The sequence below is a fragment of the Salipiger mangrovisoli genome (assembly GCF_015223355.1).
GTDB classification, from domain to species: Bacteria; Pseudomonadota; Alphaproteobacteria; order Rhodobacterales; family Rhodobacteraceae; genus Salipiger; species Salipiger mangrovisoli.
In genome coordinates this window covers 264490-283872 of sequence record NZ_JADFFK010000005.1, presented here as the reverse complement: position 1 = coordinate 283872, position 19383 = coordinate 264490, and the positions used below count along the sequence as shown (strand labels likewise).

The window sequence follows — 19383 nt, the reverse complement described above, 5'->3', positions numbered from 1 at the left end:
CCCCCGTGCCATCCGCCTTCACGCGGACTTTCACGTTGTAGTCGATCACGCGCTTCACGGGCACAAGCACCTTCATGGTCGTCTTTCTCAGTCTGCTGCGAGAGTGGTTTCCGCCAAACCGTATGGTGGTGGCCGCCTGCGCTCACGCAAGAACGGGGGGGAAACGGCAAATTTTTCTTGTTCAAGTCGGGCGTATCGCGGTCGCAGTCCTGCCTTGTAAGCAGAGTGCAGTGACCTCAGAGATCAGCCGGGCAGAGGCCTTCCGGGCTTCCCTCGCACCGTGGCGCGGGATTGAGCCCGGCGTCCGCGACAAGACCTGGGCCGCAGTCAGGTCGTGTCCATGGGCTCACCCGGCGGCGAGGACGGTGTCAGGGCGGGCGGTGCCATTCGGAGCTGTTCCGGCGCATGATGTCCTGCGCGCGGTATCCCTCTGGCGCGGGCGGACGCAGGGGCAGCGCGGGGCCGCGGCATCCAAGAGTTCGCCTTCTCCAGGGTTGCGAGACACCTCGCTTCCCAAGACGTCGAAGCGCAGCCTCAGCCGGTGCCGAAACACACGTCCCGCGGTGTCCGTGGCCCGGACCAACTGCCGAGGTTCCGCGCGGAGAGTGGTCCGACGCGCGAAGCGCTTTCCCAAGCCCTTGCAGAGTCACGGCTCATCGAGCGTTCCGGGGACAAATGCGTTCATGGGCGCGCCCTGACCACGTCACCTCATCCCATGGGAACACCGCTCTGGGTGCAGTTTTCGGCCAGAACTGTACGAGGGATCCACGAAGCGAGCCGCGCGACTCTTCGATCGGGTGACATCCTATGCGGGAAGGTCGATGCATCGATGGCAACTAAAGAGTGTCTTATGAATCTTTTGCGACCTCAAGGCCATAGGCGTATACTGGGGTGGCTACCGCCCTCGAGCGGTTGAAGCGCGGGCGGCGATAGCGTGAACCTCAGGAGGAGGACGCTGCCATGACGTGCCCAGAAATCTCTGCAACCGCAGGACTGCTTGTACTGCTCGCATCGTCGGCTGTTGGCCAGACCAGCGACGTCACCGTCGAGAGCCTTATGAAGCGGCTCGACGGGGTCGCACCGGCCGAGGTGCTTGCGAATGCGACGTTGCTCAACCCGACCGACAGCGGAGACATGCAGGTACTTCGCGAAGGAACCAACGGGTGGACCTGCATGTATCCGGGGACCAACCCGATGTGCGCCGACGAGGCATCGATGAGTTTTCTGCAATCTTGGATGAAGAACGAAGACCCGCCCGATACGCTTGGCTTCGTCTACATGCTGCTCGGTGACGAGGGCGCAAGCAATATCGATCCTCATGCCGAGGCCGAGACGCCGGACAACCAGTGGGTTGTCACCGGCCCGCATGTGATGCTTCTCGGCTCGGGGGCCAAGCCCCTGCTCGACAGCTATCCCACGGAGGTTCCAGAGGGCGCGGGGCAGCCCTGGGTCATGTGGCCGGGGACGCCCTACGCGCATCTGATGATGCCGATGCCCTGAAGCGCGGCCGAGATCGCAACCATCCTGGGCACCCAAGTTCGGCTTGGTTGCCCGGCGATGCGGCCGCCAGCTGACCGCTGAAGGTCCTCGACGCGCGGATGTTCGAGGACATCGCGCCGGAAGGCATTGTGCCTTCCTGCATGTCATACGGTCGATGTTGAAAAGCCCCGGCAGATAGAGACCTGAAAGGTTTTGCCGCGCGCCCTTCGGCAAGGCGGCGCGCGTCCTTTCATTGTGATTGCGGTCAGGAAAGTTCCCACCGCTACGGATGCCGCAGACTCTCAACCATTAGATGGGTCGGCACGCTTCTTGCATATAAATGGCCATTTGTGGAGCGGGTCCCTGGCCTAAGACGCGGCTGGGATTGAGAGCGGTCTAGGAGTTTGATTTTCGCGCCGCGGCGAATTGTTTTCTGTCTTGGTTGTAAAGACGGTATTCGGTCCGCATTGGATCGCGGCTGAGGTCGCGCAATTTCACCCTATCTGCGTTGTGAAACAAGAAATTACATTCCCAGCGGGATGCCTGACGGCGCATTGCCCCTTTGCCTTCCAGGTTGTGCGGATTTGCGCGCGACGCCGGAAATGGTTCCAGAGAATCAGTGTCGTGCCGCTGGTTCAGGCGAGAAGCTCGCAGATTCGGTCTGAAAAATGCCGACGAGCCTGAGTCTGGGGCGACCGGGCGTCGAGAGGGCGGCGAAACTGTGACGGAGACATGCCTTTCATTGATTCTAATTTTCAGCAGATCGGCGAGTCTCCGCCGCTTTGCGCTGTCATGTTTTCTTGGCTTTCATGACAATTAAGGGCGGAGATTGCCCCGTTATTCTGCGTGTTGTCCTCGAAGGTCGGTCACAACAAAGAAATTGACGCATGGTCGTGGCGGTTCTACGCTTGGGACCGGGAGAGAAAAAACCTCATTCAGTATTTATTAATATCCTGCCCTGCGTTTGTGGGGTGGTTCCGTGTATCCGTCTTTATGACGGTCCCGCTTGGCAACGATGATTTCCCTGTGTCGGGTTAATGTGGAAGATATGAGTCAGTATTCCGAGTCTCCTTCAGCGAATGTCGCCGTTTCCTATGCCATTCTCGACCAATCCCTTTGGGCGAGATTTCAGCAGGCGGAGACGCTCGCACAATTCCTAGAGACATGGCTGGGACTGACCACGCGCCAGATCGACGGGATGGCGACCGGCCTTCTGCTCGCCGGCGACATTCTGGACAGCAGCGCCTTCACGCTGGCCGCGCAATGGCCGGCAGGCGGCCCCCCCGAGGACGACCTCCAGGATCTTGCCCGGCAAGCGCTCTCCACGCGCCAGCCCGTCGTCATCGGAGAGGGCACGGCGCGCCGACTGCTGGCCCAGCCCCTGATCGTTGACGAAGGTCTCTTCGGCGCCGTCGCCGTCGCCGTGCCCGCCAGCGCCGCGCCGACCGCCACGCTGTTCCGCCGCCTGCAATGGGCCGCGGGCTGGATCGAACTCATGCTGCGCCGCGAGCAGGAGGCGCGGGACGGCGAATTGCGCGAGCGGATGACCTTGGCCTTCGACGTGCTGGCCACCCTGCTTGAACGGCCGAAGCTGGCCGAGGCGGCCTCGGCGCTGGTCACCGAACTGGCCCGGCGACTGGACTGCGAGACCGTGAGCATCGGGCTCAAAAAGGGCCGGCGGATGAAGATCCGCGCGGTCTCGAGTGCCGCGAGCTTCGGTCGGCGCGTGAGCCTCATAAAGGAAGTTCAGCACGCGATGGACGAGGCCGTGGATCAGCAAGCCGTGGTGCTTTGGCCCGAACCGGAGGGCTGGGATTTCCGCGTGACCCGCGCGCATGAAGACCTCGCACGGTCGCATGCTGTCGGCGCGGTGCTGACCATTCCGCTCACCTCCGGCTCAGAGGTCATCGGCGCGCTCACCTTCGAGCGGCGGGAGGGGCTTGGCTTTTCCGCCACCGAAGTCGAGATCTGCGACGCCGTCGCCAGCGTTGCCGGTCCGATCCTCCGCGACCGCGAGCTTGCGGGCCGCTGGCTGCCGCGTCGTATCCTTGGCGCGCTGGGGGACCTGCTGCTGGCGCTGCTCGGACCTGTGCATTTCGGGGCAAAGCTCGCGACGCTCGCGGCGGCAGGGCTGGCGGCTTTCCTGTGGGTCGCGACAACGAACTACGATGTCACCTCGGTCGCCCGGATCGAGGGCACTGTGCAGCGCAGCCTTGTTGCGCCGTTCAATGGCTATCTCGCCAGCCAGTCGGCGCGGGCGGGCGACGTGGTTGCCGCGGGCCAGGTCATCGCCGTGCTCGATGAAAAGGACCTCGGGCTGGAGCGGCTCCGCCTCGCGACGGCGCTGCAGCAGCGCACGCGCGAACTGGAGCGCGCCATCGCCGAGCGCGAGATCGCCGAGGCGAACATCATCCGCGCCCAGATGAACCAGGCCGAGGCGCAGCTCGCGCTGGTCGAGGAGCAGCTCGCCCGGACCCGCATCCGCGCCCCCTTTGCCGGCTACGTGGTCGAGGGAGATCTCAGCCAGAACGTCGGTGGCGCGATCGAGCGCGGCCAGACGCTGTTCAAGATCGCCCCGCTCGAGTCCTTCCGCGTCGTGCTGGAGGTGGACGAGCATGACATCGACGAGATCGCCGAGGCCCAGACCGGCAGCCTGCGGCTTTCGGCCTTTCCCGAACGCCCGCTCGACTATCGCGTGACCTCGATCACGCCGCTGGCGCGGCAGGGCGAAGGGCGCAATTTCTTCCGGGTCGAGGCGGAACCGCTCGGCGACAGCGCCGCGCTGCGGCCGGGGATGGAGGGCATAGCCCGCACCGCCATCGCCGAGGCGCGGCTGGCCTGGGTACTGAGCCACAAGATCGTCGACTGGGCGCGCCTTGCCTGGTGGAGGTGGCAGCCATGACGCAGCGCAGCTGGTCCAGCACCTCCTGGTACCGGGTGGCCGAATTCCGGCCACGGCTGCGCACCCATGCGAGGATTCACCGCCACGTCTACCGCGGCACGCTCTGGTTCGTGCTTCAGGACCGCGCCTCGGGCCGGTTCCACCGCTTCACCCCCGAGGCCTACCGTCTGATCTGCATGATGGACGGCAGCCGGACGCTGAACGAGATCTGGACGCTCGCGCTGGAGCAGCTCGCGCTGGATGCGGTCACCCAGGACGAGCTGGTGCGCCTCGTGGGGCAGCTCTACACCGCCGACGTCCTCGTCGGCGACGTGCCGCCCGACATTGTCGAGCTTTCCGACCGCGGCCGCCGGATGGCGCGGCAGAAGCTGCTGCGCTCGGTGATGAATCCGCTGGCGCTGCGGGTGCCGGTCTTCGACCCTGACGGGTTCCTCTCGGCCACGCTGCCGTTGGTGCGGCCGATCTATTCGATCCTCGGCGTGCTGCTGTTCCTCTCCGTGGTGGGCTACGGGCTTGTGCTCGCGGCGCTGGATTGGGGACCGTTGACGGCGAATGTCTTCGACCGCTTCGCCACAGCCGAGAACGTGATCCTGCTGCTCCTCGCCTATCCTTGCGTGAAGGCGCTGCACGAATTGGGGCACGCCTATTCGATCAAGCGTTGGGGCGGCGAGGTGCACGAGATCGGGCTGATGTTCCTGGTCTTTGTGCCGGTCCCCTATGTCGATGCCTCGGACAGCATTGCCTTTGCCAGCAAGTGGCAGCGCATGCTCGTCGGCGCGGCGGGGATCCTCGTCGAGATCTTCCTTGCCGCCCTGGCGATGATCGTCTGGGACGGGGCCGAGGAAGGGCTGCTGCGCGCCTTCGCCTTCAACGTCATGCTGATCGGCGGCGTCTCGACCCTGCTTTTCAACGGCAATCCGCTGCTGCGCTTCGATGGCTACTACGTGCTTTGCGACTGGCTGGAAATTCCGAACCTCGGCCAGCGCGCGAACCGCTATCTTGGCTACCTCGTCCAACGCTACGGCTTTGGGCTGACCTGGGCCGAGAGCCCGGTGACCGCCCCGCGTGAGGCGCCCTGGCTGTTCGGCTATGCCGTTGCCGCCTTCCTCTACCGGCTGCTGATCACCATCGGCATCGTCGGGCTGGTCGCCACCCGCTTCTTCGTGATCGGCGTGATCCTGGCGATCTGGGCGTTCTTCCTGATGCTGATCCTGCCGGTTCTGAAGGGGCTGTGGTTCGTGCTCGCCGATCCGGCACTGCGCCGCAACCGGGGCAGGGCGCTGGCCGTCACCGCGGTGCTGGTCGGCGGGATGATCACCGCCGTGTTGGCGGTGCCGGTGCCGCACAACACGATGGCCGAAGGCGTGGTCTTCCCGCGCCCCGATGCCTTCGCCAATGCCACCTCCGAAGGCGTGGTGACAGAGGTCTTTGTCGCCCCCGGCCAGCAGGTGAGCCGCGGCACGGCGCTCCTGCGGATCGAGGACCCGCTGATCGAGGCGCGGCGCAACCTGCTGCAAGCGCGGCTGACCGAGATCGAGCGCCGGCTCGACAGCGAGCGCGCGTCCCAGCGCACCGCGGTGAACATCCTCGAGGAAGAGCTGAAAGCCGCGCGGGCCGATCTTGCGCTGACCGAGGAGCGCCTGCGCGAGCAGACCGTCTTTGCGCGCACCGACGGGCGGGTCATCCTGCCGGACCCCGGCAGCCTCGTCGGGCGTTTCGCCGAGCCGGGCGACCTGCTCGCGCTCGTCGCCTCTTTCGAGAATCCGCTGATCCGGGTCGCCGTCCCGGAAGCCGACGCCGAGCTTGTCCGCGCCGACACCAGCGCCATGCAGGTCCGCTTCCTGGGGGACCGGGTCGCCAGCGCCGCGCATGTGGTGCGCGCCTCGCCGGGTCTCACCCGCACATTGCCAAGCGGTGCGCTTGCGACCTCGGGTGGCGGGCGGGTGCTGATCGATCCTGCCAGCCCGCCGGGCCGCCTCGAAACGCTCGAGCCGGTGTTGCTGCTTGACCTGGAACTCGACGGACCGCGCGCCGTCAACAGTTACGGCGATCGCGTCCACGTGCGCTTCTCGCACGGCGACGCGCCGATCGCCGCGCGGCTCTACCGCGCGGCCACTCGCATATTCCTCAAATACTTCGCGGCCCCCGACCGGGTCGCGACGTGGAGCCAGCCAAATCACAAGCCAACTCTGACAGGGAGAACGTCATGGCAACCCAACTCCTCTTCTACGAACAGGCCGTTCCGGTCACCGCAAAGGCGCATGGCGACCTGAGCATCCGAACCGGGCAGACCTACCGTTTCGCCACCAAGGTCAATTCGGTGCCGCTGACCGCCATCGAGTTCTCGGCAGCCGCGGCGCATTATCCCATAGTCTTTGCCGGCACCGCCGACAAGGTGATGCCCGCGGTGATCCTCGGCGTGAAGGAGTCGGAAAACTTCTACGTCGACGCAGAGGGCAAATGGACCGGCGGCTACATCCCAGCCTTCGTCCGGCGCTATCCCTTCGTTTTCGCCACCGACAAGGACAACGCGAATTTCATCCTGCATGTCGACGAGACCTTCGAGGGCTGCAACCGCGACGGCAAGGGCGAGCGGCTGTTCGACAGCGACGGCAACCAGACCCAGTACCTGCAGAACATGCTGCGCTTCCTGCAGGAGTACCAGGGCCAGTTCCGCCGGACCGAGGCCTATTGCAAGCGGCTGATGGACCTCGATCTGCTGCAACCGATGCAGGCGCAGTTCAATCTTGCCGACGGGGCACGGCGTTCGCTTTCGGGCTTCATGGCGATCAACCGCGAGAAGCTGCGCAAGCTTGGCGACGAGGACCTGCGGGCGATGTTCGACACCGACGAGCTGGAATGCACCTTCCTGCATCTGCACTCGATGCGGCATTTCAACGACATGATCGGCCAGATCGCGGTGCCACCCGCGCCGCCGGCGGCCGAGGCCGCCGCGCCCGACGCTGAAACGCCCGAGACCGAGGACGCGTAACCAAGATGCTCGGGTCGCGGACAGCCAGCGCCACTCCAAGGGCCCCCGCCGTAAGGTTCTATCCCGAAAGGGAGGACCGTGACGACGGCTGGCTCGAGGACGCCGGGCAGGCGGTGCTCGGCGCGGTCACGCGGACAGTGTCCCGCGTGACCGCGCCGCTCCGCGACCGCATCACCGTAGCCCGTATCAAGCGCATCGGGCGCCGCCTCGCGGCGCTCGATGATGCCGGGTTCGATGCCGAGCTTGGTCGCATCCGGATGCGCCTGCGCCGCAGCGGGCTCGGAGCCGCGAGCATCCGCCTCGGCATCGCGGCGGCCCGCGAGGTGAGTTACCGGAGTCTCGGCCTGCGGCACCACGATGTGCAGATCCGTGGCGCGCTTGCCATGCTGCGCGGGCGGCTGATCGAGATGGACACCGGCGAGGGCAAGACGATCACCGCGGCGCTTGCCGCCGCCACCGCGGCCTGCTGCGGGCGGCCCACCCATGTCATCACCGTCAACAACTACCTGGCTGCCCGCGACGCCGAAACCCTTGCTCCGCTCTATGCGCGGATGGGGCTGCGGGTCGGCGTGATCCTCGAGAAGATGGCACCGACAGACCGCCGGGCCGCCTATCTTTGCGACGTCACCTACGGCTCGAACACCGAGATCGCATTCGACTACCTGCGCGACCGGATCACCTTTGGCCCCGAGGGGCCGCAGGCCCTGCGCCAGCGCCTGCGCCGGCTGACCGGCGGCGAGGCGGCGCAGGAGCCGGTCATGCGGGGCCTGCCTTTCGCGATCATCGACGAGGCGGACAGCGTGCTCGTTGACGAGGCCCGCACCCCGCTCATCATCTCGCGCCAGACTGATCCCGAGGAAGAGGCGATCTGGGCCAACCGTGCTCTCGACCTTGCCCGCGCGCTGCGGGAGGGCGCGGATTACAAGCTGAACCGCGAGGAAAAGCGCGTCACGCTGACCGAACGCGGCAAGGCCCGGCTTGAGGAGCTGACCACCGGGGACGCGAGCATCTGGCTCAGCCGGATCAAGCGCGAAGAGGTGGTGCACCAGGCGCTCTCGGCGCTTTTCCTGTTTCACCGCGGCGATCACTATCTCGTCCATGAGGGCAAGGTTCAGATCGTCGACGAATACACCGGCCGGCTTCAGCCCGACCGCTCCTGGTCCGACGGGATGCACCAGCTCGTCGAGGCCAAGGAAGGGGCCGAGGTCACGGCCCAGAACCTTGCCGTCGCGCGGATGACCTACCAGCGCTTCTTCCGCCGCTACGAGACGCTCGCCGGGATGACCGGCACCGCCCGCGAGGTGCGGGGGGAGTTGCAGGAGGTCTACGGGCTGATGGTGCAGCGCATCCCGCCGAACCGCCGATCCCGGCTGCGTCTGCTGCCGCCGCAGGTGTACCGCCGCGGCAGCCTGAAGTGGGCCGCCGTGCTCGGCGAGACGCAGCGCGCCATTGCCGCGGGGCGACCCGTGCTCATCGGCACCCGCTCGGTCGCCACCTCGCAGACGGTCTCCGAGCACCTGTCGGCGGCGGGGTTCGCGCATGTCGTGCTCAACGCCGAGAACGACAGCGCGGAATCCGAGATCATCGCCCGTGCTGGCGAGCCGGGTCGGATCACCGTCGCCACCAACATGGCCGGGCGGGGTGTCGACATCGCGCTGGCACCGGGCGTGGCAGAGGCCGGCGGGCTGCATGTCATCCTGACCGAGCGCCACGATTCCGCGCGCATCGATCGCCAGTTCGCCGGCCGCGCCGGGCGTCGCGGCGAGCCGGGCAGCGCCGCAACGCTGCTCGCGCTCGACGATCCGCTTGCCGCGGTGCTGCGCGCGCCGCTGCTCAAGGCCTGGGCGCGGGTGCCCTTCTTCGGCCTGCCCGCACGGCTGCGGGTCTTCGACAGGGCGCAAGGCCGCGTCGAGAAAAGCCACGCCCGCGCCCGCAAGGACCTGGTTCGCCAGGACCGCAGGCTCGACAGGATGCTTTCCTTCACCGGAGGACTCGAATGACCCGGCTTCCGTTCCTTGTGGTCTGTCTCGCCTGCGCCGCCGCCGCCTCGGCCCGCGCCGAGAGCTATGATTGCCTGATGGACCCGGCGGACATGATCGAGCTTGGCAGCCCGGCGACCGGTCTGCTCGAGGCGGTCCTGGTTTCGCGCGGGGACCGGGTCGATGCGGGGCAGGTGGTTGCGAGGCTGGTCTCGGAGATCGAGCAGAGCACCGTCGACCTGCTCCGGACACGGGCCGAGAACACCTCTGTGGTGATCGCCCAGAAAGAGCAGCTCGCGATGATCGAGAAACGTTTCGAGCGGATCTCGCAGATGCGCGAGCGCGGGCTGACGACCGAGGAGCTCTACAACCAGGTCGAAGGCGAGATCATTGCCGGCCGCAGCCTGCTGGCGCAGGCCGAGCTGAACCAGGAGATCGCCGTCAAGGAACTGGCCCGCGCCGAGATCGCGCTGGCGCAGCGGCGCATCACCAGCCCGGTGGCCGGGGTGGTGGCGAAACGCGTGCTCAGCGCCGGGGAATACGTGGGCACCGACGACCACGTGCTGGAGATCGTCCAGCTCGACCCGCTGAAGGTCGAGGCCTTCCTGCCGGTCTCGCTCTACGCCGAGGTGCAGGTCGGCGACACCGCCATCATCCACCCCGTCGCCCCGCTGACCGGCGCTCATGCGGCGACGGTCACCGCCGTGGACCGTGTCTTCGACGCGGCGAGCGGCACCTTCGTGATCGAATTGGAATTGCCGAACGAGGATGGCGCGCTGCCCGCAGGGCACCGTTGCCAGCTTGATTTCGGCGGAAGCTGAGAAGACCCGAACATGCTGGCCACATCTGGCTGATAATTGAGAAACGTAAACGTTTCAGGGAGTTTAGAACATGTCTTTCCCGTTTGGACTCAAGACGATCTGGACCGGCGCAACCCCGGTGTCCCCTGCAATCTCCGCGCGCAAGCGGCCCGAGCCGAAATGGTTCGCGGGCCAGACGCGCCACCGTTTCTTCGAACAGCTCCGTGCGATCAAGGAAGGGCGCGTGCCGGTCCGGGTCTCGGCCGTCAAGGTCGAGGCGCTGGAACCGCGCTACCTGCTTTCCGCCGACATCATGCCGATGGCAGATCTGGACGGTGACGGCGCCGCCTGGACCCTGGAATTCGACAATGTCGCGCAGATGTTCCGCATCTACGATGACGAGACCGGCACGCTCGTCGAGGAAAAGGCGCTGGCCGACGTCAGCGACATCCAGATCATCGGCACCGCGGGCAATGACCGCCTGACCCTGAGCGTCGCGGGCAACTTCCCCACCGGCGTGTCGCTGCGCTTCGACGGGGCGGGCGGCAGCGACGTCCTGGCCGGGGCGGCGCAGGACACGGAATGGCGCGTGGACGGGGACAACGCCGGTGCGGTGAACGGGCTGCGCTTTGCCAGCGTCGAAACGCTGACGGGTGCGGACAATACCGACGACACCTTCGTCATCGAAGCGGATGGCGCGCTCGACGGCGGCGTGGACGGTGGCGACGGCGGCTATGACGTGCTGTCCTTCGAGGGCGGCAGCTTCGAGACCGTCAGCTTCACCGCGGTCGATGGCAATTCCGGCGCCGTCACCCGCGACGGCCGGACGCTGAACTATGCCGGGCTCGAGCCGGTGACCAGCACCATGGCCGCTGACAACGTCGTGGTGAATTTCACCGTCCCGTCGCTGGGCGACGAGGTCAGCGACAATGCGATCCTCCAGGCGGGCGGCAACGGGCTGACCATCACCAGCGCGTCGATGGTCCCGACCTTCGAGATGCATGACATCGCGATTCCGACCACGAGTCTGACCATCAACATGCTCGGCGACCAGGGGCTCTTCCCCAATCTCGATGAGTTCACCGAAGACCTGCCTACCCTCTTGAACCTGATCGCGGCGGTGGCCGAGGGCGACCTGCTCGAAGTTGGCACGCTCGATCTCGGCGCGGCGAATTTCATCGTCAATGGCGGCGACGGGCTCGACCGGGTCACCTTCACCGGCGCGTTCGACACCACCGGCGATGTCACGATCAACGCCGAGCAGATCGAGGTCGATGCCGGCGCAAGCGTTGACGGAGCCAATGTGACCTTCACCGCGGCGGCGACCGACAGCGGGCTGCTGCCCGCGCTGCTCGAGGACAAGACCGACGGGCTGTTCCTCGCCATCCCGACCGCCCGCATAGAGGTGCTGGGCTCGGTTTCGGCGACCGCCGGAAACCTTGTGATGACCGCCTCTTCGACCTCGAACCTGACGGTCGACACCAATGACTTCGGCAGCGCGAGCTTCGAGGGGTCGGTGGTCGCCGCGCTGAACAGCGCGCGGGTGACGATTGGCGACCCGGAGGACGCGGGTTCGGCGGCAACCGTCTCGGCCAGTGGCAACGTCGATATCGACACCGCCGTCAACCTGACGATCGCCATGGACGATTCCGCGGATGGCTCCGACACACAGGCGGATGTGGACGCGGCGATTGCGATCTCGACCATCATCACCTCGTCGGAGGTCGGCGTCTACGGCGGCAGCACCGTTGACGCGGGCGGCACGCTTGCGATGAACGCGGCGCAGACGATCGATGCCGCGAATGCGGCCGATGGCTCGGGCGGGCAGGCGGGCGCGACGCTCGCCGTCACCGTGGCGGTGGTCTCCACCGGGGTGACCGTGACCGACGGCAGCTCGCTCGGAAGCCTGGCCACCGACAGCATCACGCTGGGCGCAACCACCAGCAGCACGATCAGCACCACGGCGACCTCTACCGCGGGCGGCGCGGAGTCCAACGGCGGCAACAACCAGTCCGAGAAGCGCCTGGCCGACGCCAACCAGGACGGCGATCCCTCGGGCACCGACAATGCCTCGACCGGCGGCGGCAATTCCGTAGATTTCGCGGGTGCGGTGGTCGTCTCGATCTACCTGCCGGAAACACGCGTCTCGGTAGACAGCTCCGGCGCCATTGTCACTGCAGGGGCGGGCTCCGTCTCGCTCTCCGCGGTGCAGACCGACACGATCACCGGCGCCGCCAGCGGCATAAACACCGGCAGCGGCAGCACCGGCGTGGGCGTTGCCGTGGGCATCGGCGTGATCGAGGCGGACGTGGCCGCGCTGCTCGGCGGGACAACCAACTACAACACCGGCAGCGTCAGCGCCTCGGCCACGCTCGACGCGTCGGGCGGCTACACGATGACCGCGGTTTCGGGCACCGGCGACTCGGCAAAGACCGGCGTCGCGGGGGCGCTCGCCTTCCAGTATGTCGAGACCGACGTGCGCGCGCTCGTGCTGAGCGGCGCGCTGATCGAGTTCAACGGTGCCGACCTGAGCCTGAGCGCCACCAGCACCACGGCGGTCACCACCTCTGCGACACCGGACCCTGACACCTCCGCGGGCGGAACCGAGCTGGGCATCGGCGCCTCCTTCGCGATCTTCGTCGGAAGCCAGACCACCACCGCCGCCTTGCAGGGCAACGCGCTGGCCGAGGGCGGCTACGGCGGCGGCAGCTCCGGGATCGGCGCGCTCGCCCTGACGGCGGCGGGCAGCCATGCCGACACCACCACCGCCGAGGGCGGCGCGGCGGGGGACGGCACGGTGATCGGCGGCGCGCTGGCGCTGGTGGTCGTGGACAACGGCACCGCGACCGATTTCGGCACGACCGGCACGCTCGAGACCGGCGGCGACGTGGCGGCCACCGCCACTCATACCGCCGCGAGCACGCTGACGGCGGACGGCGATGCGCTTGGCGGATCGACCGCCATCGGCGCGGCCATCGCGCTCGGTTTCGTCGAGAACCGCGCGACCTCGCGGGTGCGGCGCAACGTGACCTCGGGCGGTCAGGCGGATCTTGCCGCCAGCACCACCACTGGCACCAGCATCACCGCCAGCGCCTCGACCAAGGGCACCGACAGCGGCAGCGAAAGCGCCTCGGACGCCGAGGGGCAGAAGGCTGAGACGACCGCGCTCGCAGAGACAAAGTCGGGCGACAACACCCTGTCCGGAAAGACGGATTCCACTTCCGAGGCCTCGACCTCGGGGGGCGGCGTCGGTCTTGCCGCAGCACTTGCACTTGGCGTCATCGAGGGCGAGGCCGATGCCTCGGTCAGCGCCGGCACGCTGACCGCGACGGGCGTCACGCTTGCCAGCGCGGCGGACATGGACGCCAGCACGACCGCCGATGGCGCGGCCAGCGACGGGTCCGAGGGCGCGACCCAGATCGGCGTTGCGGTGGCGATCACCGTCTCGACCCTGTCCAACACCGCCGGGATAGCTGCCTCCGGCGCCGTGGTGCTGACCGGCAACGGCGGCTTCAGCGCCGCGGCCACGATGGCGGGCGGCGGCACCCATGCCTTTGGCGCCTCGGCCACGTCCGGCGCCTCGGGTGGAGACACCGGCATCGCGGGCAGCTTCGCGCTGCTGGTGGGCGACAATGACACGCGCGCCGGCATCGACGGTTCGCTCAGCGCGAATGGCGGCGCAACCACGCTCACCGCCGCGTCGACCAGCACCGACACCGCCACCGCCACCGCCGCTCAGACTGGCAGCACCGCGACCGGGGTGGGCGCCTCGGTGGCGATCTCGGTCGCCGATCACCTGACCGTTGCCGAGCTTGGCAATGCCGCCATCCTGACCGGCAGCGCGGATTTCACCGCCGCCGCGACCGGCAGCCATACCGCTAGCACCTCCGCCGAAGCGGGTGCCGATGCGGGCACCGGCACCTCGATCGGCGGCGGTCTCGCGCTCGACGTGCACGACCGGGTCACCCGCGCGCGCATCGGCACCGGGGCGGCGCTGACGCTGACCGGGGCGGCCGTGCTCACGGCAACCCACGCTGGCTCGAGCCATGCCAAGATGAAATCCGACGCCTCGGGCAATACCGCGGTCGGTGCCTCCATCGCGCTCGCCTTCGTGGATGACACCGCCGAGGCCGACCTCGACCGCAACCTGTCCGCGATCTCGCTGGCGATGAGCGTCAGCGGCCGCGGCGCCTCCAAGGCCGAGGCGACCGCCTCGGCCAAGGGCACCAGCAAGTCGCAGGAAAGCGGCAAGGGCAACACCACCGCCGATCAGCAGAAGGCCGGGGCGGTGAGCACGGCCAGCAGCAAGAAGGGCTCGCCGCAGAGCGCCACGCCCAACGGCAAGAACACCTCGGCCGAGGGGACCGGCGGCGGAGCCGTGGGCGTCGCCGCGGCGATCGCGCTGAACGTCTCTTCGCTGAGTGCCGAGGCGGTGCTCACGGGTGTCACGGTGACCGCGGCGACCGCGCTCGACAGCCGGGCGGATATGGATGCCTCGGCCATCGCCGACGGCTCGGCCGCGGCGGCGAAGAACGACAGCAATACCGCCGATGCGGATCTTGTCGGCGTTGCCGTGTCGATCAACGTGGCCGACCTGTCGAACCGGGCCGAGCTGGCCTCGGGGAGCGTGAACGGCGCATTCTCGGCCGAGGCGCTGATGGCCACGCAGGGCGATGCCACCCACGTCATCTCGGCAGGCTCCCAGTCCGGCGCCACCGGCGGCAACCTCAACGTCGCGGGCTCCTTCGCGCTCAACATCTTCGACAATGACACCCGTGCCGGAATCGGCGGTACGGTGACTGCGGGCGGCGGCGACGTCGCGTTGTCCGCGGCCTCTGATCAGGAGACCAAGGCCGAGGCGACCGCGGCCACCGGCGGCGGCAAGACCGGCGTCGGTGCCTCGATCGCCATCGACGTCTCGGTCTCGGCAACCGAGGCCGAGATCAACGATGGCGCGGCGGTTTCCGGGGCGGCGGACATCACGCTCTCGGCCACCAGCACGGCGAAGAACACCATCAGCGGCAGTGGCGGAGCCGAGAGCACCGTGGCCGGAAGCACCGCGGTCGGCGGAGCCATCGTCGTCTCGTTCATCGACGAGACCGCCCTTGCGCGCATCGGCTCCGGCGGGCTGCTGACGGCCGGCGGAGACATCTCGCTCAACGCCGACAACAGCGGCGCGACCACGACCTATGCCAATGGCAATGCACAGGGCGGCACGGCGATCGGGGCTTCGGTCGCCATCGGCCTTGTGGACGACGTGGCGAAGGCCGAGATCGCGCGCAGCGTCTCGGCGGACAGCGTGACCCTCGTGGCGCTCGGCAACGGCGCGTCCGACACCAAGGCCACGGCCTCGGCCAAGGGGGTGAAATCCGGCGGCACCGCCAACTCCCAGCAGAGCCAGGGCACCCAGCTTGCCAACAGCAAGAAGGCCGGCACCGGGGCGGGCAACAAGCAGACCAGCTCGAACGCCTCGCAGAACGGCTCCAACGTGAGCGTCGCGGCGGCCATCGCGGTCAACGTTGCGGGCTCGACCGCCCTTGCGACGATCTCGGGCGGCGGCGTCATGGCCACCGATGGCACCGTTTCGCTTACCACGCAGAACAACATGGATGCGCTGGCGACCGGCTCTGGCGAAAGCGCGACCACGGCGAATGGCACTTCGGTCGGGGTCGGCGTCGCGATCAACGTCGCGACGATGACCAACGCGGCGACCCTCGCCGTTGGCACGGATGTGAATGCGGAGGGGCTCATCCTCTCCTCCACCATGCGCGACCTGCCCGGCGGCGACGGCACGCACCGCTTCATCTCGCGCGCCACCAGCTCGGCGGCGGGCGGCGACACCGGCATTGCCGGCAGCTTCGCGCTGAACGTGATCACCGCCGACACGACCCCGCTCGCCGGCGGCACCGGCAGCACCATCGCTCTTGGCGGTGGCGCGCTCGACATCGAGGGCGAGAGCCATTCCGAGCATTACGTGCTCGCCTCGTCCAAGGGGCTGAGCAAGGGCAATTCCTCGACCGGCGTCGGCGCGGCCATCGCGCTGGAGGTGGCCTTTGACACCACCGATGCGGGCATCCGCGATGCCACCGTCATGACCGGCACCGCGACGGGTGTCTCGGTGGATGTCGAGACGAGTTTCCTGTCGGGAGATGACGACGCGGACAGCGACGATGCCACCACCGAGGCGATCGGCGGGGCCGCGGGTTCGGGCACCGCGGTCGGCGGCGCCGTGGCGATCACCTACGTCGAGAACCTGGCGCAGGCGCGCATCGGCACCGGCACGGGCAATTTCACCATGATCGGCGGGGCGCTGTCGGTGACGGCGGATCACACCGGCACGCTGGTCTCCAAGGCCGATGGCGAGGCGGCGGGCAATGGCACCGGCGTCGGTGCCTCGGTGGCGATCAACATCGGGCTCGATGACACCGAGGCCAGCGTCCACCGCGCGATGACCACCGGCAGCAACAAGGCGGCCAGCGCCAACATCAAGGCCGGCGCGCTGCTGACCTCGATCACCCAGTCCAAGGCCAGCGCCAAGGGAGCCGACAAGACCAAGACCGCAAGCTCGGACCAGCAGACGACAGATGCCGGCAGCTTCGCCTCTGACCAGTCCGGCGGCAAGGCGACGAACACGCCCAGCCAGACCGGCGCGGGCATGTCGACCCAGGCCGAGACCAGCGCCACCACGGAATCGGGCGGCACCGGGATGTCGCAGGCGGCGAGTTCCTCGAACGCCAAGGGCGGCACCTCGATCGCCGCGACGGTCGCGGTGAACTACCTCGAAGGCAGTGCCGATGCGCTGGTGGCAGAGGATGCGGATATCGCGGCCACCGGCGCGGTGGCGGTCGAGACGACCTACCAGATCACCGCCAAGGCGCTGGCCACGGCGACCTCGACCAACATCAGCGCCGACACCGGCGTTGCGGCGGCGGTCGGACTGAACATCACCGATTTTGATGCTTCGGCGAAAATCTCCGCGGCCACGGTCACGGGCGCTTCGGTCTCGGTGAAGGCCGTGCATCCCGCGGGCGGCAAGAACAGCTATCAGGTTCGGGCACTCTCGGGGGCCGTCGCCAGCGGTGACGGCATCGCGGGATCGATCGCCATCAACTTCATGAACGTCGGCGCCACCGCCGAGATCGGCGACGCCGCCAGCGTCACCACCTCGGCCGGGTCGGTGGCCGTGATCGCCGAGAACAAGACCGAGATCCAGAACATCGCCGGCGGCGCGGCGCTCTCGACCTCGAGCGGGGCGGGCGTCGGCATCGCCTTTGCCATCAACATCGGCCAGGACCTCGACACGACGGCGCGGATCGGCGATGGCGCGAGCGTCACTGCCAACGGCGGCGCGGTGACGGTCCAGGCGACGGGCAGCTTCACCCCGATCAACGACAACCTCAGCCTGACCGGCGGCAGCGGCGGGGTTCCGATTGCGCTGACCAACTTCGCCGCGGGCGTGGCCGCCTCGGGCGGCGGCGCGGCGGCGGGTGGTTCGGCATCGGTCAATGTCATCGACATCAACACCACGGCCGAGATCGACGATGACGCGGTGGTCGAGGGCGACGCGGGCATCACCGTCAGTGCCACGGACACGCTCGACATGTTCACCGGCGCGGGCGCGCTCGGGCTTTCGGCGGGCGGCGTGGGCGTCGGCATCGGCATCAATGTCGATGTGGTCGAGCGCGACACGCTGGCGCGGGTCGGCACCGGCGTGACACTGACCTCGGGCGGTGGCGACGTTTCGGTGACCGCCATGGCGAGCGACAGCATGGACAGCGTCGCGGCGACCTTCGGGGGCTCTACCTCCAGCAGCGCCGTGGCCTTCTCGGTCGACGTGGCGGTCGTGCTGACCACCACCAAGGCCAACATCGAGAGCGGCGCGGCGCTGCTCAAGTCCACGGTGGACGCAGGCGGTGACGTCACCGTCTCCGCCTCCGGCAGCTTCGACATGCTGTTCATCGCGGGTGGCGGCGCGGCCTCGCTCAGTGGTGCGGGTGTCGGCATCGCCTCGTCGGTGCTGGTACACACGGACACGGTGATGGCGGACATCGGCGATCATGCCGAGGTCACCACCCACGGCGACATCGGGCTTTCGGTCAAAGCGACCTCGAGCGAGGAAATCCTCGACCTGGTGGTCGCCGCCGCCGTTTCGGGCACCTCCGTGGGCGTCGGTGCGTCGGTGCTCGTCTCGGTGATGAGCGAGACCACCACGGCCCGCATCGGCAATTCGGTCCACGTCAACGCCTGGAATGCCAGCGATGCCATCGATCCCGGCGTCTTTGTCGAGGCTTCGGCGACGACCGAGATGCTGTCGGTCGCAGGTTCGGTCGCCGTGGGGCTCGGCAGCGCCGGGGTCGGCGCGGGCGTCAACGTGCACACGCTCACCAAGCTGACCGAGGCAAGCATCGGCGAGAACGCGGAGCTGGGCGGCGACCCGACGGTCTCGGGCGATATGGTCGACGGCAATATCGTCGTTGATGCCAAGAGCATCGACACCTTCAAGACGTTTGCCGTCTCGGCCGCGGGCGGCAGCTCGGTCGGCGTCGGCATCGGCGCGGATGTCATGGTGCTGGGGCTGACCACCATCGCCGCCATCGGAGCGGGCGCCTCGGCCAAGACCGTGGGCAGCGTGAAGGTGCAGGCGGTTGACGAGACCGAGGTCGACATGATCGTCGTCGGAGTGGCCGTGGGGGGCTCCGGCGGGGTCGGCGCGGGCGTGGGCGTCGCGGTCATCAACAAGACGGTGGATTCCGACATCGGCGCGGGCGCGGCGGTGACCGGCCTCGGCCAGAGCACCGTCTCGGCGCGGACCGGGCAATACGCGATCGGCTCGGCGGCCTCGGACACCGGCGTCGACACCAATGCCTTCGACTTCCAGTCGAGCCGGCCCTCGGCCGAGAACTTCGAGGTCGGCCTGCCCGACACCAGCACGGACACCGACCTTGCCAAGGAGACCAACCCGGAGACCGGCGACGACAAGGCCGACACCGACGAGATCGACAGTCCCGACCTGACGGCGGCGCGCACCGCGACGCTGGGGGAATCGAACGTGCGGGGCGTCGTGGTCTCGGCCAGCGGCAAGGACGACGTGGAATCCATCGCCATCGGCCTCGCGGGCGGCGGCAGCGTCGCCGTGGGCGTGGGCGCCTCGGTCAGCAAGGCCACCAGCGTGATCACCGCCGATATCGGCGCGGGCGCGCAGATCAACCAGACCGGCACGCCCACGAACGG

7 protein-coding genes and 1 pseudogene (1 of these 8 only partly in view) are annotated in these 19383 nt (G+C 67.9%); 7 read left to right on the top strand and 1 reads right to left on the bottom strand.

The window, feature by feature from the left end; all coding sequences use genetic code 11:
- Positions 1-76, bottom strand: a pseudogene (locus IQ782_RS09120) (electron transfer flavoprotein subunit beta/FixA family protein); the annotation flags it as partial.
- 884 nt (positions 77-960) lie between these two features.
- On the opposite strand from IQ782_RS09120, the gene IQ782_RS09115 reads away from it, so the two are divergent.
- The 7 genes from IQ782_RS09115 to IQ782_RS09085 form a co-directional block, all read left to right on the top strand.
- Positions 961-1500 carry a hypothetical protein gene (locus tag IQ782_RS09115; protein ID WP_194134311.1) on the top strand — a complete coding sequence of 180 codons (540 nt, stop codon included), beginning with the start codon at positions 961-963 and terminating at the stop codon, positions 1498-1500.
- A 1177-nt stretch (positions 1501-2677) separates the two neighbouring features.
- Complete coding sequence (locus IQ782_RS09110; RefSeq protein WP_194134310.1) at positions 2678-4381, top strand: GAF domain-containing protein; 1704 nt, start codon at positions 2678-2680, stop codon at positions 4379-4381.
- Positions 4378-6654 carry an efflux RND transporter periplasmic adaptor subunit gene (locus IQ782_RS09105; protein WP_194134309.1) on the top strand — a complete coding sequence of 759 codons (2277 nt, stop codon included), beginning with the start codon at positions 4378-4380 and terminating at the stop codon, positions 6652-6654. The genes IQ782_RS09110 and IQ782_RS09105 overlap by 4 nt, the downstream gene beginning before the upstream one ends.
- Positions 6588-7373 carry a SapC family protein gene (locus tag IQ782_RS09100; protein WP_194134308.1) on the top strand — a complete coding sequence of 262 codons (786 nt, stop codon included), beginning with the start codon at positions 6588-6590 and terminating at the stop codon, positions 7371-7373. Before IQ782_RS09105 ends, IQ782_RS09100 begins: the two co-directional genes overlap by 67 nt.
- A 5-nt stretch (positions 7374-7378) precedes the next feature.
- A complete protein-coding gene (locus IQ782_RS09095; protein WP_194134307.1) occupies positions 7379-9373 on the top strand; it encodes a preprotein translocase subunit SecA in 1995 nt (664 codons plus the stop codon).
- Positions 9370-10173 carry an efflux RND transporter periplasmic adaptor subunit gene (locus tag IQ782_RS09090; protein ID WP_194134306.1) on the top strand — a complete coding sequence of 268 codons (804 nt, stop codon included), beginning with the start codon at positions 9370-9372 and terminating at the stop codon, positions 10171-10173. Before IQ782_RS09095 ends, IQ782_RS09090 begins: the two co-directional genes overlap by 4 nt.
- Before the next feature lie 70 nt (positions 10174-10243).
- On the top strand, positions 10244-19383 hold the beginning of the coding sequence (locus IQ782_RS09085) for an LEPR-XLL domain-containing protein (RefSeq protein ID WP_194134305.1). It continues 20665 nt past the right edge of the window; 9140 of the gene's 29805 nt are visible here — the first part of the coding sequence; the start codon lies at positions 10244-10246; its stop codon lies beyond the right edge, outside the window.